The 14,381-nt window shown below is 56.3% G+C and carries 14 protein-coding genes and 1 other RNA gene; 11 read left to right on the plus strand and 4 right to left on the minus strand.

Annotation, left to right across the window (positions count from 1 at the left end; all coding sequences use genetic code 11):
* Positions 1 to 160: 160 nt before the first annotated feature.
* From ssrS to CMO10_RS02945, 3 genes are all read right to left on the minus strand, one after another.
* Positions 161 to 321, minus strand: a non-coding RNA gene (gene ssrS / locus CMO10_RS02935) — 6S RNA.
* A gap of 146 nt (positions 322 to 467) precedes the next feature.
* Positions 468 to 806 (minus strand): cell division protein ZapA, encoded by a 339-nt coding sequence (locus CMO10_RS02940; RefSeq protein WP_297018795.1) that lies wholly within the window; start codon positions 804 to 806, stop codon positions 468 to 470.
* Between the two features lie 3 nt (positions 807 to 809).
* Complete coding sequence (locus CMO10_RS02945; RefSeq protein WP_297018796.1) at positions 810 to 1,076, minus strand: hypothetical protein; 267 nt, start codon at positions 1,074 to 1,076, stop codon at positions 810 to 812.
* 408 nt (positions 1,077 to 1,484) lie between these two features.
* On the opposite strand from CMO10_RS02945, the gene tkt reads away from it, so the two are divergent.
* From tkt to CMO10_RS02995, 10 genes are all read left to right on the plus strand, one after another.
* Positions 1,485 to 3,467 (plus strand): transketolase, encoded by a 1,983-nt coding sequence (gene tkt / locus CMO10_RS02950; protein ID WP_297018797.1) that lies wholly within the window; start codon positions 1,485 to 1,487, stop codon positions 3,465 to 3,467.
* Positions 3,468 to 3,581: 114 nt separating this feature from the next.
* Positions 3,582 to 4,589, plus strand: coding sequence for a type I glyceraldehyde-3-phosphate dehydrogenase (gap, locus tag CMO10_RS02955; RefSeq protein WP_044828566.1), 1,008 nt, complete (start codon positions 3,582 to 3,584; stop codon positions 4,587 to 4,589).
* Between the two features lie 119 nt (positions 4,590 to 4,708).
* A complete protein-coding gene (locus tag CMO10_RS02960; protein ID WP_297018798.1) occupies positions 4,709 to 5,431 on the plus strand; it encodes a polyamine aminopropyltransferase in 723 nt (240 codons plus the stop codon).
* Between the two features lie 9 nt (positions 5,432 to 5,440).
* Positions 5,441 to 5,872 carry a hypothetical protein gene (locus CMO10_RS02965; RefSeq protein ID WP_297018799.1) on the plus strand — a complete coding sequence of 144 codons (432 nt, stop codon included), beginning with the start codon at positions 5,441 to 5,443 and terminating at the stop codon, positions 5,870 to 5,872.
* A gap of 68 nt (positions 5,873 to 5,940) precedes the next feature.
* On the plus strand, positions 5,941 to 6,582 hold the full coding sequence (gene thiE / locus CMO10_RS02970) for a thiamine phosphate synthase (protein WP_297018800.1): 642 nt from the start codon (positions 5,941 to 5,943) through the stop codon (positions 6,580 to 6,582).
* Positions 6,583 to 6,782: 200 nt separating this feature from the next.
* The gene (gene efp, locus CMO10_RS02975; RefSeq protein ID WP_297018801.1) at positions 6,783 to 7,349 is read left to right on the plus strand and encodes an elongation factor P; all 567 of its coding nucleotides are present in this window, start codon (positions 6,783 to 6,785) and stop codon (positions 7,347 to 7,349) included.
* A gap of 65 nt (positions 7,350 to 7,414) precedes the next feature.
* On the plus strand, positions 7,415 to 8,224 hold the full coding sequence (locus tag CMO10_RS02980) for an inositol monophosphatase family protein (RefSeq protein ID WP_200892670.1): 810 nt from the start codon (positions 7,415 to 7,417) through the stop codon (positions 8,222 to 8,224).
* A gap of 265 nt (positions 8,225 to 8,489) precedes the next feature.
* Complete coding sequence (locus CMO10_RS02985) at positions 8,490 to 9,719, plus strand: OmpA family protein (RefSeq protein ID WP_297018802.1); 1,230 nt, start codon at positions 8,490 to 8,492, stop codon at positions 9,717 to 9,719.
* A gap of 12 nt (positions 9,720 to 9,731) precedes the next feature.
* A complete protein-coding gene (locus tag CMO10_RS02990; protein WP_044828560.1) occupies positions 9,732 to 10,916 on the plus strand; it encodes a hypothetical protein in 1,185 nt (394 codons plus the stop codon).
* 4 nt (positions 10,917 to 10,920) lie between these two features.
* Complete coding sequence (locus CMO10_RS02995; RefSeq protein ID WP_297018803.1) at positions 10,921 to 12,084, plus strand: peptidoglycan -binding protein; 1,164 nt, start codon at positions 10,921 to 10,923, stop codon at positions 12,082 to 12,084.
* 111 nt (positions 12,085 to 12,195) lie between these two features.
* Here CMO10_RS02995 and CMO10_RS03000 read toward each other — a convergent pair whose 3' ends face one another.
* Positions 12,196 to 12,849 carry a peroxiredoxin gene (locus CMO10_RS03000; RefSeq protein WP_297018804.1) on the minus strand — a complete coding sequence of 218 codons (654 nt, stop codon included), beginning with the start codon at positions 12,847 to 12,849 and terminating at the stop codon, positions 12,196 to 12,198.
* A 315-nt stretch (positions 12,850 to 13,164) separates the two neighbouring features.
* Between CMO10_RS03000 and CMO10_RS03005 the strand changes: the two genes are divergently transcribed.
* Positions 13,165 to 14,355 (plus strand): benzoate/H(+) symporter BenE family transporter, encoded by a 1,191-nt coding sequence (locus CMO10_RS03005; RefSeq protein ID WP_297018805.1) that lies wholly within the window; start codon positions 13,165 to 13,167, stop codon positions 14,353 to 14,355.
* Positions 14,356 to 14,381 lie beyond the last annotated feature (26 nt).

The following is a 14,381-nucleotide window of genomic DNA, read 5'->3' on the forward strand; positions in this document are numbered from 1 at the left end:
GAGCGCTGCCTTGCGACCGGATTGCCCCAGAACGTCGCCAAGATGAAGTAAACGCATTGTGCTTCCTGTTTTGCGTCAGCCAGCAGGCAGACATGTTTCGTTTAATGCACCCTGCCCCGGGACGCATGACCGGCATCACGAAATGGAAAAGGGAATATAAGCGGGAGCCACCGCTGCCGTTGGCCATTTGGTAATTCCTCGTGACCTGCAGGTGCAGGTGGGCGCCGTATAACCAGACCACGGCCTGGCAAGGGACAGCTCCCTAGAGAAATGAGCATCGGCCCCGGGAATTAGCGAACCTGACGAACAGGGCAGCCCCCTTGATGCTGGGTTCTTGATCGCCGCGAACGGCGCATCGCAAACTGTCAGCGACCGGAACTTAGTCTTCGACCATCGGAATTTCAAGTAGATTGCGCGAATTCAGGCCTTCGGAAACGCAGCCATGCAGTCGGCGAATAACCGGGTGATCAGTCTTTGTTCAGGCGATCGGCAAGTGCTTCGACCCGTTCGGCCATGCTTTCGATATTGTCCGCAAGCGCATCACTTTCAGCAGCCGAGATACTTCCGGCCTCGGCCGCCGGGCTTGCCGGCTTTTCGAGCTTTTCATGCGCCATGCCGAGTTCATCGGCAATCAGAAGGCTGGTCATGACCAGAAGGCGCTGTTCACCGATTTGGCCAACCGCATCGGAGATTTCCTTGACCCGTTCGTCAACATAACCGGCAAGCGCGTGAATGCGATCTTCCTGACCGTCGTCGCATGCGATGTCGTAGCTGCGACCGTTAATGCGAATGGAAACCTGTGCCATGGGTTACGCCTGTTTCTTTGCGGGTTCTTCATCAAGGACGAGTTTGAGCTGATCAACAGCGCCATCAAGGCGGTTTGAAACCGTCTCGGTTGTGCGGCTCAGTCGGTCGTAATCTTCGCGAAGGGCCGAAAGCTGTCCGCGCAGGGCGTCGACCTCTGCCGTGTCAGCGTTTGCGTTCTGGCTTTTGGCGTCGATTGCCGACTCCGCAACCGTTTCCAGACGTTCCAATGCTGCTTTCAGCCGATCACTTGCCTGTTGCAACCGCGACATGATCCTACCCGAATGTTTGCTGTTTACCCAAATTGCGCAGACATGACCTGTCTGCTGCGACTCATCTGATGGCGATCAGACCCATCGAAGATGTCATGATCATGGCTGATTTAACATCACAGATTCCGATCAACAACCGTTTTGCCCGATCACGATTGCATCCGAACGCCTCAAGCAGCAGGCGCACTTGGGGAAAATCAGGCGGTATGCGCCCAAACAGATCAGCAGAACCCACAACTGGACACGGCAATTGCCAGTGTGATTAATCTGAATCCGGATAACTTGGCAGTTTTTCGATAGAAGCGGTTGACGTATGCCCCCTGTAAGGGCATCTTCCGCGCGAATTCCGTTAATAAATGGAAAAGTGTTTTCATCGCCCGACCGCGAAACCCCCAGGAACCGCATCACATGACGACGCAAGCAGAACACAACCGCATGGCCAATGCCATCCGCTTCCTCTCGGCAGACGCTGTTGAGAAAGCCAAATCCGGTCACCCGGGCATGCCGATGGGCATGGCAGATGTTGCGACTGTTCTTTATACCAAATTCTTGAAATTCGATCCGAAGCACCCGAACTGGCCGGACCGCGACCGTTTCATCCTGTCCGCAGGTCACGGTTCGATGCTTCTTTATTCGCTTCTGCACCTGACCGGGTACGAAGACTTCGATCTTGATCAGATCAAGAATTTCCGTCAGATGGGCTACCGCACCGCGGGGCACCCGGAATTCGGTCACGGCGAAGGCATTGAAACCACCACTGGCCCGCTGGGTCAGGGTATTGCGACCTCGGTCGGTTTCGCCCTTGGCGAGCGCATCATGAATGCCCGCTTCGGTGACAGCGTTGTTAATCACTACACCTATGTGATTGCTGGCGACGGTTGCCTGATGGAAGGTATTTCGCAGGAAGCCATTTCGATGGCCGGTCACATGAAACTGTCGAAACTCATCGTTCTGTTCGATGACAACGGCATTTCGATTGATGGCCCGACCTCGCTTTCGACCTCGGAAGACCACAAGAAGCGCTTTGAAGCTGCTGGCTGGGACGTTCAGCAGATTGACGGCCACGATCCGGCCGCGATCGAAGCCGCCATCGCCAAAGCCAAAACCACCAACACCCCGTCAATGATTGCCTGCAAAACCCAGATCGGGTTTGGCGCACCGACCAAAGCAGGTACCTCGGCAACCCATGGCGCGGCACTTGGCGCCGAAGAACTTGCGGGCATGCGCAAGAAGCTTGAGTGGGATTACGAGCCGTTCGACATTCCGGCCGATATCCGTGATGCATGGCTTGCTGCTGGCGCACGTGGTGCGGATGACTTCAATGCATGGGGTGGTCGTTTCGAAAGCCTCGAAGCAGCCCTTAAGGACGAGTTCGAGCGTCGTATCGAAGGCAAGCTTCCGGAAAACTGGATCGAAGCCTTCAACGACTACAAAAAGCAGATCACCGAAGACAAGCCGAAGGTCGCCACCCGTAAAGCATCCGAGAATGTTCTCGAAGTGCTGACCAAGGCGATCCCGGAAATGATCGGCGGCTCTGCCGACCTGACCGGTTCGAACAACACCAAGACCAGTGTTCAGGCACCGATCACCGCCGATGGCGGCTATGAAGGTGCGTATATCTATTACGGTATCCGTGAGCACGGCATGGCAGCAGCCATGAACGGTCTGGCGCTGCATGGTGGCGTTCTGCCTTATGGCGGCACCTTCCTGGTCTTCACCGACTATTGCCGCCCGGCGATCCGTCTTTCGGCCCTGATGAACCAGCGCGTTGTTTACGTCATGACCCATGATTCCATCGGTCTTGGCGAAGACGGCCCGACCCACCAACCGGTCGAACATGTTGCATCGCTGCGTGCGATGCCGAACGTGACCGTGATCCGCCCGGCCGATGCGGTTGAAACCGCCGAAGCATGGGCACTGTCGATCACCAACGAAAGCGGCCCGACCGTTCTCGCACTTACCCGTCAGAACCTGCCGGTTCTGCGGACCGACTACCGTGAAGACAACCTTGTCGCACGTGGCGGTTACGTGATTTCCGATTGCGATGGCGACCGCCAGGTCACCCTGATCGCGACCGGTTCGGAAGTCGAGATCGCAGTTGACGCGCAGGCGAAGCTGAAAGCAGACGGCATCAATGCTGCTGTTGTTTCGCTGCCGAGCTGGGAACTGTTTGACGCCCAGTCGCCGGAATACCGCAAGGAAGTCCTGGGCAGCGCACCGCGCGTTGCCATCGAAGCCCTTTCGGTCTTTGGCTGGGAAAAATATGTTGGCGANAACGGCAAGGTTNTCGGCATGCACGGATTTGGTGCCTCGGCACCGGCCCCGGTNCTTTACGAGCATTTCGGCATCACNGCCGANGCGCTGGTCAAAGCGNCCAAGGAACTGGTTTAATTTACAGGGCCGGATCGGTAACATGCCGATCCGGCCTTTTTTCTATGGGTTCTTGTACCCTAAGCCGTGATTGATACTCCCCAGGTACCAATCATTATAATTTTGGAGGGATGAATGGCTATTCGCGTAGCGATTAATGGTTTTGGCCGTATCGGCCGTCTGGTTCTGCGTGCAATCGTTGAAAGCGGCCGCACCGATGTTGAAGTTGTTGCCATCAACGACCTGGGTGACGTCAACACCAACGCACATCTTCTGAAATATGATTCCGTTCATGGCGTTCTGGCCAATGACGTCAAAGCCGAAGGCGACAACCTCGTCATCGACGGCAAGACGATCAAGGTATGCTCAGAGCGTGACCCGGCGAACCTGCCGTGGGCCGACCTTAAAGTCGACATCGCATTCGAGTGCACCGGTATCTTCCTTGACGAAGCCGGTGCTGGCAAACACCTGACCGCTGGCGCCAAGCGCGTTCTGATTTCCGCCCCGGCAAAGGGTGACATCAAGACCGTTGTTTACGGTGTTAACTCCGACACCCTGTCGGCAAGCGACATCATCGTTTCGAACGCATCCTGCACCACCAACTGCCTGGCACCGGTTGCAGATGTTCTGAACAAGACCGTTGGCATCACCAAGGGCTTCATGACCACTGTTCACGCCTTCACCGGCGATCAGAACACCGTCGACAGCCTGCATAAAGACCTGCGTCGTGCACGTTCGGCATCGCTTTCGATGATCCCGACCTCGACCGGTGCAGCCAAGGCTGTTGGCCTGGTTCTTCCGGAACTCAAAGGCAAGCTTGACGGTACCGCGATCCGCGTCCCGACCCCGAACGTTTCCATGGTCGACCTGACCTTCGTTGCGGGCCGTGACACCACCGTTGATGAAATCAACGCAGCGATCAAGGAAGCCGCAAACGGTCCGCTTAAAGGCGTTCTTGGCGTTTGCGAAGCACCGCTGGTTTCGGTTGACTTCAACCACAACCCGAACAGCTCGACCTTTGATGCCACCCAGACCCAGGTCATGGACGGCAACTTCGTTCGTATCCTGTCCTGGTATGACAACGAGTGGGGCTTCTCCAACCGTATGAGCGACACCGCTGTCGCCATGGCGAAGTTCCTCTAAGCATCGCTTAGACCGAGACTTATCAAGTGCCCGAAGTTCTGCTTCGGGCACTTTTCTTTTGCGCCTCTTTCCGTCAGTGTTGAGCCACCAACACATCAAGCCAAACAGGAGCCCGGCCCGTGAGCCTTCTTTTCAAGGAACTTGATTATCGCCCGACACCGATGGGAGTCTTGAGCCTGCGTCGCCGACGTGAGCTCAGCCTTGATATCGATGTCTATGAAATCAAGCTTGATGAAGAATATCTGATGTCGAGCCTGTTTACAGATGCCGAGATCGCGCTGGCCGACCTTGGCTTGGCCGAACTTGATCGCGACAACCTTGATGTTGTCGTTGGCGGGCTTGGGCTTGGCTATACCGCCAAGGCAGCGCTAGATAATCCCAAGACCGGCAAACTGACCGTGCTCGATACCCTGCCCGAGGTGATTGAGTGGCATCAGAAAGGGTTGCTGCCACTGGGTGAGCAGCTTTCAAACGATCCGCGGTGTGCGCTGGTGCATGGTGATTTCTTTGCAGCCTCACTTTCCGATACGCCGGGCATGAACCCGGATGCACCCGAAAAACTGCATGACGCCATTTTGCTTGATGTTGATCATTCACCGGGCAATGTCCTGCATGAAGATCACAAGCGCCTTTACACCAGGGATGGCCTCGCAAAGCTTGCCAAACATCTGGTGCCCGGCGGTATCTTTGCCCTGTGGTCGACCGAAATGCCCGAACCATGGTTTGAAGAGAACCTTCAATCCGCGTTTGAAACCATTCGGGCCGACGTTATCAAATTCAAGCATCCGCTGATTGACCGTGAAGACATCAACACGGTCTATGTCGCGCGCACCAAGGCCTAAGCAACCGTCATGACCGCCCTGCCCGATCCCGTCATTCGCATTCACGGCATCAACGGCGCCAGATCCGCCTGCCGGGTGATGGGGGATCGTGCCTTTGGCTTGCTGTCACCTGATCACGCAGCCCAATCGCATGGGGCACAGTGGTTTGCCGATCTGATCACGCTGGTGCGCGAAGAGTTTCCAGCAGCGAATGTCACCTCGATCCTTGATTGTCGCGGCCGGGTTTCCGGGGCGCTTGCAGCGATCGAGCTTGGGCTTGATGCAGTGATTGTCGATCCGATGGCGGCACCAAAGCTTGAAAAGCTTCGGGATATGGCCGGTCAGGCCAACTGCATCGTCATGACAGAACTGCCGCGCCGAGATGTGATTTATCAGATGGCCGATGACCTTTTGCCCGCCCCTGAACTCGACAAGCGGTTGCACGCGCATCTGGTGGGATAGCCTTGGCAATTGCCAAACCTTACGTCAAAGGTTACATAACACGCAGGAAATCATCAGGAATTATCATCGTGAATTCAGACGAACTTGCCGGTCTTTATCTTCTGACCCCGCCGAAAATCGATCTTGCACCCTTTGGCGAGAAGCTGAAATCCGTGCTTGATACCGGGGCGGTTGATTGCCTGCAATTACGCCTGAAGGATGTCAGCGACGATGAAATCCGCAAGGCAATTGATACGATCCTTCCAATGTGTGCGGAGCGCGATATCCCGCTGATCCTTAATGATCGACCCGACATTGCCAAGAAATCAGGTTGTGACGGCGTGCATGTTGGCGAAGACGATGCCAGCTATGACGAAGCGCGCGCGATCATGGGCGAAGAACACATCGTTGGTGTGTCTTGCTATGACAGCCGCCACAAGGCGATGATCCTTGGCGAAAAGGGTGCGGATTACGTCGCCTTCGGCGCGTTCTATCCGACGGAAACCAAGGAAGCCAAAACCAGCGTCACGCCGGAAATCCTTGAGATCTGGACGACCTTTACCACCGTGCCGTGCGTAGCAATTGGCGGCATTACCGCAGAAAACGTTGCCCCGCTTGTTCTGGCAGGTGCTGATTTCATCGCGGTTACCGGTGGTGTCTGGAACCATCCGGACGGGCCGGAAGCCGGGGCAAAGGCGATCAAGGCAGCGATTGCTGCAACCGATATCTGATTGCTTTTGGTGCGTGGCCAAAACTGCTTGGCCGCCAGATGCTTGATCCAAGCCATGCGCGAATGACGGGGTGTTATGCGCGCTATCCCGGATCAATCTGCTTGCAGCAAAACAGCCGAACTGGTAGGTAGAGCGCCTGAAATGGGGCGCTTGCCCCTTATTGCATTGTGAATCTGTGATCTGAAAGAACGGTTTGTGCCATGAAAATCAACGGCAACGAAATCCGTCCGGGTAACCTTATCGAACATAAAGGTGCCCTGTGGCGTGCAGTAAAATGCCAGGCTGTGAAGCCGGGTAAAGGCGGTGCTTTTAACCAGGTTGAACTCAAAGACATTCGTACCGGCACCAAGCTGAACGAACGTTTCCGTGCATCGGAAACCGTCGAAAAGGTTCGTCTTGAGCAGAAAGAATACACCTACCTGTTTGCCGATGGTGACATGATCACCTTCATGGACAGCGAAACCTATGACCAGATCACAGTAAATTCCGACCTTGTTGGCGAAGCTGCTGTCTATCTTCAGGACGGGATGGTTGTAACCATCGAATCCTTTGAAGGTGAGCCGCTTGGCGTAACCCTGCCCGAGCATGTCGTCTTCCAGATCGTCGAAGCCGATGCGGTCGTCAAAGGTCAGACCCAGTCTTCCTCCTTCAAGCCGGCTGTTCTTGAGAACGGTGTTCGTGTGATGGTGCCCCCGCATATTGAATCGGGTACGCGCATTGTCGTGAACACGGTTGAAGGCACCTATGTCGAGCGTGCCAAGGACTAAGGGCCTCCCTGCCCGCCGGTCCGGAAAGCGGACCTTCTTTTAATTCAAATTCCGGGAGATATGCCGTGCGAGGCGCCGCCCGTCGTTCTGCGAATATCAACGTGATGTACAAGGCTGTCGAAAAGGCAGCCTATGGACTGAAACGCGACTTCGGTGAAGTCGAAAACCTTCAGGTTTCGATGAAAGGCCCGGCAGATTTCGTATCTGCAGCTGATCACCGTGCCGAAAAACGCCTGCGTGAAGAGCTTGAGCGTGCCCGTCCGGGCTATGGCTTCCTTCTTGAAGAAGGTGGCGAGGTCAAGGGCTCCGATCCTGAGCATCGCTGGATCATTGATCCGCTTGATGGCACCACCAACTTCCTGCATGGCATCCCGCATTTCGCGATTTCGGTTGCCCTTCAGAAGGGTGACGAAATCATTGCCGGCATGATCTATGACGTTGCCAAGGATGAGTGCTTCTGGGCGGAAAAGGGCGTTGGTGCGTTCCTTGATAACCGTCGCCTGCGCGTTTCGGGCCGTCGTCGTCTGAACGAATGCGTTCTGGCTTGTGGCGTTCCCCATCTTGGTCATGGCGACCATGCAGCCTTTGAAAAACAGCTGCATTCGGTCATGGATCGTTGTGCCGGCGTGCGTCGTATGGGGGCTGCTGCCCTTGATATGGCTTATGTCGCAGCCGGTCGTTATGACGGGTACTGGGAATCTCACCTCAATGCGTGGGATATCGCAGCCGGAATTATCCTGATCTCGGAAGCTGGCGGCTATATCCGCGACGAAAAAGGCGGCACCAACATGCTTGGTACCGGCAGCGTTGTTGCAGCCAACGACTATATCCAGCCGGTGCTGGCCAAAACGCTTAAAAAGGCAATCGCGGGCTAACTCACCGCTTTTGTTACTGTTTTTTGAAAGGGGCGCTTCGCAAATTGTCGAAGCGCCCCTTTTGCATTATCGGTCAAAGCGGTTGTCCATCACCTGTCTCTAAGCTATGGTGCATGGGACTGTGTGGCCCGGTTGCGGGCCTGCGGACAACAGGGGGGCATTCCAAAAGATTTGCGGGTGCCTAATGATCGACACAAAACTGTGTGAAATAGAACAACGTTACCAAACGATTTCAAACACAGGGTATTAAGGGGCCTGCGATTTGATGATGGGGTATTCCAAGATTTCGGTGCTTGCGATGACGGCTGCACTGGGCACAACCGTGTTCTTTGGCGCTAACGCATCCGCACAACAATACTCCCCGGTTTCGAATGACAGCAGCGTTCAGGTAAACTGGGACGTTGCCGACGGTTACGGCGGACAGCCAACCGTCCCACAGTATCTCTCCCCGTCCGTGTCACGCGAACATATCGTCATGCCCGGCGGAGACCTGATCTTCCCGGAAACCCGTCCGAAATCGACCTTCCTGGCAGCAGAGCAATTTGCGAGTGCCACTGGCAGTGCCGGTTATGACGGCGGTTTTGAAACCGTTGTCATTGACGGATCGAGTGGCGGCGGCAATGCCTTCCCGACCCAGTCCGAATTTTATGGCGTCCCGGGCGTTGCCACGGCATCACGTGCCCCGGCACCTGCACCTGTATCGGCCCCAGCCATGATGGATGATGGTGCAAACCAGACCATCGCGCTGAACCAGCCCGAACCGACTGCCGCACCGCGCAGCAAACCGGCAGCGCCGGCAGTTAGCGAAACCAGCAGCTCCAATGCGCCGACGCCGCTGACCAAACCTGCGCCAGCACCGAGCGTTGCGGAAGCCGCTCCGGCCCCTGCTCCTGCAGCGCCTGCGCCTGCGACCGAAACAGCTGAAGTTGCCTCACCGGCAGCAGAACCGGCACCGGTTGAAGAAAACACAGCGCCAAGTGCGCCTGCGGCACCGGAAGTCGCCCCGATTTCCGAAGCACCTGCCGCCCCGGCAGCACCGGCACCTGATACCACCCAGTCCGCGACCCAAATGGCCGCAACGGCAGAACCGGTGACCGAACAGGTTGCACCGGAAGCCCCGGCTGCCGAAGAAGCCGCCATTCCGCCGGAAACTTCGGCACCGGCACCGATGCCAGCCACGGGTGCTGATGAATACAGCCTTGGCTTTGCCGCAGACAGCTTTGAGCTGAGTACTGCCGCCAAGAGCCAGCTTGATAGTGTGATTGCAAGCATGGGTCAGGATGAAAACCTGCGCATTCAGTTGCAGGCCTACGCCCAGGGTGACGGTGCGAATGCATCAAAAGCACGTCGTCTGTCGCTTTCCCGTGCGCTTCAAGTCCGTTCCTATCTGATTGACAGTGGTGTGCGCTCCACGCGCATTGACGTTCGTGCCCTTGGTGCGAATGTTCCCTCCGGCCCTGCAGATCGCGTCGATATCAAAACCGTTCAACGCTAGGATTAATCCGTTATGAGCAGCAATACGGCCAGTGGTACGGGATCGCTCCCGCCCATTACCAAACCCGGAAGTTATCTGACACGTATGGCAATCTTTGTTGCCATCATTGCCGGGGTTGGCGCCCTGCTGTTCCCGGCCTTGTCTGATGCCTTTATGGCCAACGCTGTTCTCAATGGCCTAATCCTTGGCGTGTTTGTGGTTGGCGTCATTTACACCTTCCGCATGGCGGCAAGCCTGTCACCAGAAGTGACCTGGATCGAGGATTTCCGTCGGTCCCGTCCGGGCCTGACATCGCAGGTTCCGCCGAAACTTCTGGCCCCGATGGCCAGCATGATGGCCGAACAGCGCCGCGATCGCCCGCAGCTTTCAACGACCTCGACCCGGACCATCCTTGACTCGATCCGCTCGCGTCTGGATGAAAGCCGCGAATTGTCGCGCTATGTCGTCGGTCTGCTGGTGTTCCTTGGTCTGCTAGGTACCTTCTGGGGCCTGCTTCAGACGGTGAACTCGGTTGCTGGTGTGATCAGTAACGTCAATGTCGGCAGTGGCTCGAACATGGATCTTTGGTTCTCTGAACTCAAAGACGGCCTGTCCGAACCGCTGAGCGGCATGGGCACGGCGTTCTCGTCCTCGCTGTTTGGTCTTGCCGGATCGCTCGCACTTGGCCTTCTGGACATGCAGGCCGGTCAGGCACAGAACCGTTTCTTCAACGATCTTGAAGAATGGCTTTCAAGCTTTACCCGCCTTGGTTCGGGTGGCGGCATTTCCGATGGCGAACAGTCTGTTCCGGCCTATCTTTCGGCCCTGATCGAACAGATGGCGGACAATATGGAAGGGTTGCAGAACTCTATCCAGCGGTCGGAAAGCTCACAGATCAAATCGCACAACACGCTGATTGATCTGGCAGACAAGCTTTCGACCCTGACCGATCAGATGAAGGCCGAACAGCAATTGATGGTCAAGCTGGCGGAAAACCAGATGCACCTCAAACCGGTTCTGGATCAGCTGGCAGACTCGATGAAGATGGGCAGCTTCGGGATTGATGATAATACCCGCGCCCATATCCGCTCGCTTGACAGCACGCTTGGCCGGATCGGTGAAGAACTGACCATGGGCCGCCAGCAATCCACACAGGAAATCAGAAGCGAGATCAAGCTACTGGCCCGGACCATCGCCGCCATCGCCGAGGAGGGCTGATCGCATGATCGGGCTTTCGCGCCGTCGTAACCGCGATGTAAATACCTGGCCTGGCTTTGTTGATGCGCTGGCGACGCTTTTGATGGTGATCATCTTTCTTCTGATGATCTTCGTCATTGCGCAGGTCTATCTTGGTGCGGCTCTTTCGGGCCGTGACGAGGCGCTGAGCGATCTGACCGCACAGGTCAATGAGCTAACCAATCTGTTGTCGCTTGAACGCGGCAACAATCAGCGCATGGAGCTTGAGCTCACCCAGCTGACGACCGAGCTTTCCAATACCGCCGATCAACGTGATGATCTGCGCAACCGCGCAGCGACCCTTGCCGATCAGCTGGCTGCAGCCGAACTTTCCGCCGACGAGATCGAACAGAAACTTCTGGCAGCACTGGCATCGCTTGAAGACAAGGAAGCCGAGCTGACCGAGCTTCGCGAAACCACCGGCGAGAAAATCACGGATCAGGAAACCCGCATTGACGAACTTTCTGCCCTTCTGGCGTCGCGTGCAGCCGAACTTGAAGAACAAAAGAACCTGAGCGACGAGGCCAAGGCACAGGTCGCAGCGCTTAACCAGCAGATGCTGGCTCTGCGGCAACAACTGGCCCGCATCGAGGCCGCCCTTGAGGCGTCAGAACGCGAGAACGAGGAAAAAGACGCTCAGATCGTCAATCTTGGCAATCGCCTGAACGCAGCCCTTGCCACCAAGGTCGCCGAATTGCAGCGGTACCGTTCGGAATTCTTTGGCCGTCTGCGTGAAGTACTGGGCGACCGTCAGGACATCCGGGTTGTCGGGGATCGCTTTGTCTTCCAGTCCGAGGTCCTGTTTGGATCCGGTTCGGCGGATCTTGGCGAAGAAGGTCAGGAACAGCTGGCCAAACTGGGTGAGACCCTGACCGCGATTGCATCCGACATTCCCGATGATATCGACTGGGTCATGCGTGTTGACGGTCATACTGACAGGGTGCCGATCCGAAACCTCCAGTTCGCCTCGAACTGGGAGCTTTCGTCGGCACGTGCGATTTCGGTGGTCAAGTTCCTGATTGATCAGGGTGTGCCGCCCAACCGTCTGGTTGCAGCAGGCTTTGGCGAATACCAGCCGCTTGATAACCGCGATGACGAAATCGCCTATCGCCGCAACCGCCGTATCGAGTTCAAGATTACCGAACGCTGAGGCGTCCCGGATTTCAGAAAACCGAATGAACAAAACCCCGCCAGATTGCTCTGGCGGGGTTTTGCCTTTGTACGGCCCCTTGCCCCGGGGACCGCACATCGGGGTGTTTGATCAGAGGGACTTGGTGCAGAAATAGAAGTCCACGTAATCATAGGCGGGATTGTTTACGCGCTCGGCGGCTGCCTTGGCGGTATGGGCCGGCGGAACGATGACCTTGTCACCCGGCTGCCAGCCTTCAGGCGTGGCGACACCGTTCTTGTCGCTTGTTTGCATGGCATCGATCATGCGCAGGAATTCCGGAATGGAGCGACCGTTGCTCATCGGGTAGTAGACCATGGCGCGCAGCATGCCATCGGGGTCAATGATGAAGGTCGCACGCACAGCCGACGTATCACCTGCACCGGGATGGATCATGCCATAGGCTTGGGCAACTTCCATTTTAAGGTCAGCGATGATCGGGAACGGGATTTCGACACCGAAATTCTGCTGGATGTTACGCATCCAGGCGATGTGCGAATGGGTGCTGTCAATCGACAGGCCCAGCAACTCGCAATTGCGCTTCCCGAATTCATCGGCATGCTTGGCAAAGGCGATAAATTCGGTCGTGCAGACCGGGGTGAAATCGGCCGGATGGGAAAACAGCACAAGCCACTTGCCACGATAGTCGGACAGGGATTTGACCCCGTCGGTGGTGGGGGCTGTGAAATCCGGGGCCGGTTCATTAATGCGCGGCAGGCCGACACGAATCTGGGGGGATACAGTCATTCTCGGGCTCCTAAGTCAGGAATTATCGTCCGCTCCGTTTAAGTACATTATAATTATTTAATTCTCAGAATTTATACGATGATATATGTCAATGAAGCCCGATTTTTTACGCAAAAAACTGTGTGAAAACAGAACGATGGTTCCAATTCGACTGCATCCCCCCTGCCCTTGGTGGATCGCGCCGCATTAGTGGGTGATCTTTCAACTTTCCGGTGTCTGGGATTGTGCTTTTTGCTGGCCTGACTTGTGGCATCTGGTTAGGGTCGATGCGCTTGCCACCACGTTTTCAATTATTTGCATTTCTGCGGAGCCCCCATGCTGCGTGATATTTCGCCCCAAAGTATTTTCATGGGCCTGTTGGCCGGTTTTGTTGGTTCCGCCAGTTCGTTTGCGGTTGTCCTTCAGGGACTGACCGGCGTTGGCGCCAGCCCGGAACAGGCGGCATCGGGCCTGATGGCGCTATCGATTTCGATGGGCCTTTGCGCGATTGTGCTTTCGCTTAAAACCCGCCTTCCGATCAGCATTGCCTGGTCGACACCCGGTGCAGCACTTTTGGCGACATCCGGTGCGATCGAGGGGGGCTTTGCAGTTGCTGTTGGCGCCTTTATCGTTTGCGCCGTGCTGATCATTATCAGCGGTGTTTGGAAACCACTGGGCCGTGCGGTTGCGGGCATCCCGGCACCATTGGCCAATGCAATGTTGGCCGGTGTGTTGCTGGGTCTGTGCCTTGCCCCGGTCAAAGCTGTCGCGTTTGATCCGTTGCTCGGCCTTCCCATTGTCATTGCCTGGATTGTCATGGGCCGGTTTAACCGGTTGCTTGCCATTCCAGCCGCCTTGTTGGCGTTTGTTGCGGTGATGGTATTCGGGGTCGAGTTTCCGGAAAATGCGATTGCCGATCTCGGTCATTCGATTGCGCCACCGGTCGAATTCATCATGCCGGAATTCACATTGGCCGGGCTGGTTGGCATTGCCTTGCCGCTTTTCATCGTCACCATGGCATCGCAAAACATTCCGGGCACAGCGGTTCTGCGCGCCAATGATTATGACACCCCGCCGGGCCCGCTCTTTACCGTAACCGGGATATTCTCGTTACTTTCTGCCCCGTTTGGCGGGCATGCGGTCAACCTGGCGGCCATCACGGCAGCACTGTGTGCGGGCAAGGATGCCCATCCCGATCCGTCAAAACGCTATTGGGCGGCGGTTTCGGGCGGTGTTTTTTATATCGTGTTCGGGCTTTTGGCCGGATTGGTGACGGCGTTTATCAGTCTTGCACCAGGCATCCTGATCGAAGCGGTTGCCGGTCTTGCCCTGATTGGCGCCTTTGCCGGATCGGCGGTTGCGGCGTTCAAGGAAGAAGACGGGCGCGAAGCAGCGGCTGTGACCTTTATCGTTACTGCAGCTGGCCTGACATTTTATGGCATTTCCGGTGCGTTTTGGGGACTGCTTGCCGGTGGTCTGATTTACTTCCTGACCCATCTGCGCAATGGCAGAAAAAAATCGGGCTGAGTTTTCAGCCCGATTTTCGTTCTTCA

The organism is Thalassospira sp. (assembly GCF_002709775.1).
GTDB lineage: Bacteria > Pseudomonadota > Alphaproteobacteria > Rhodospirillales > Thalassospiraceae > Thalassospira.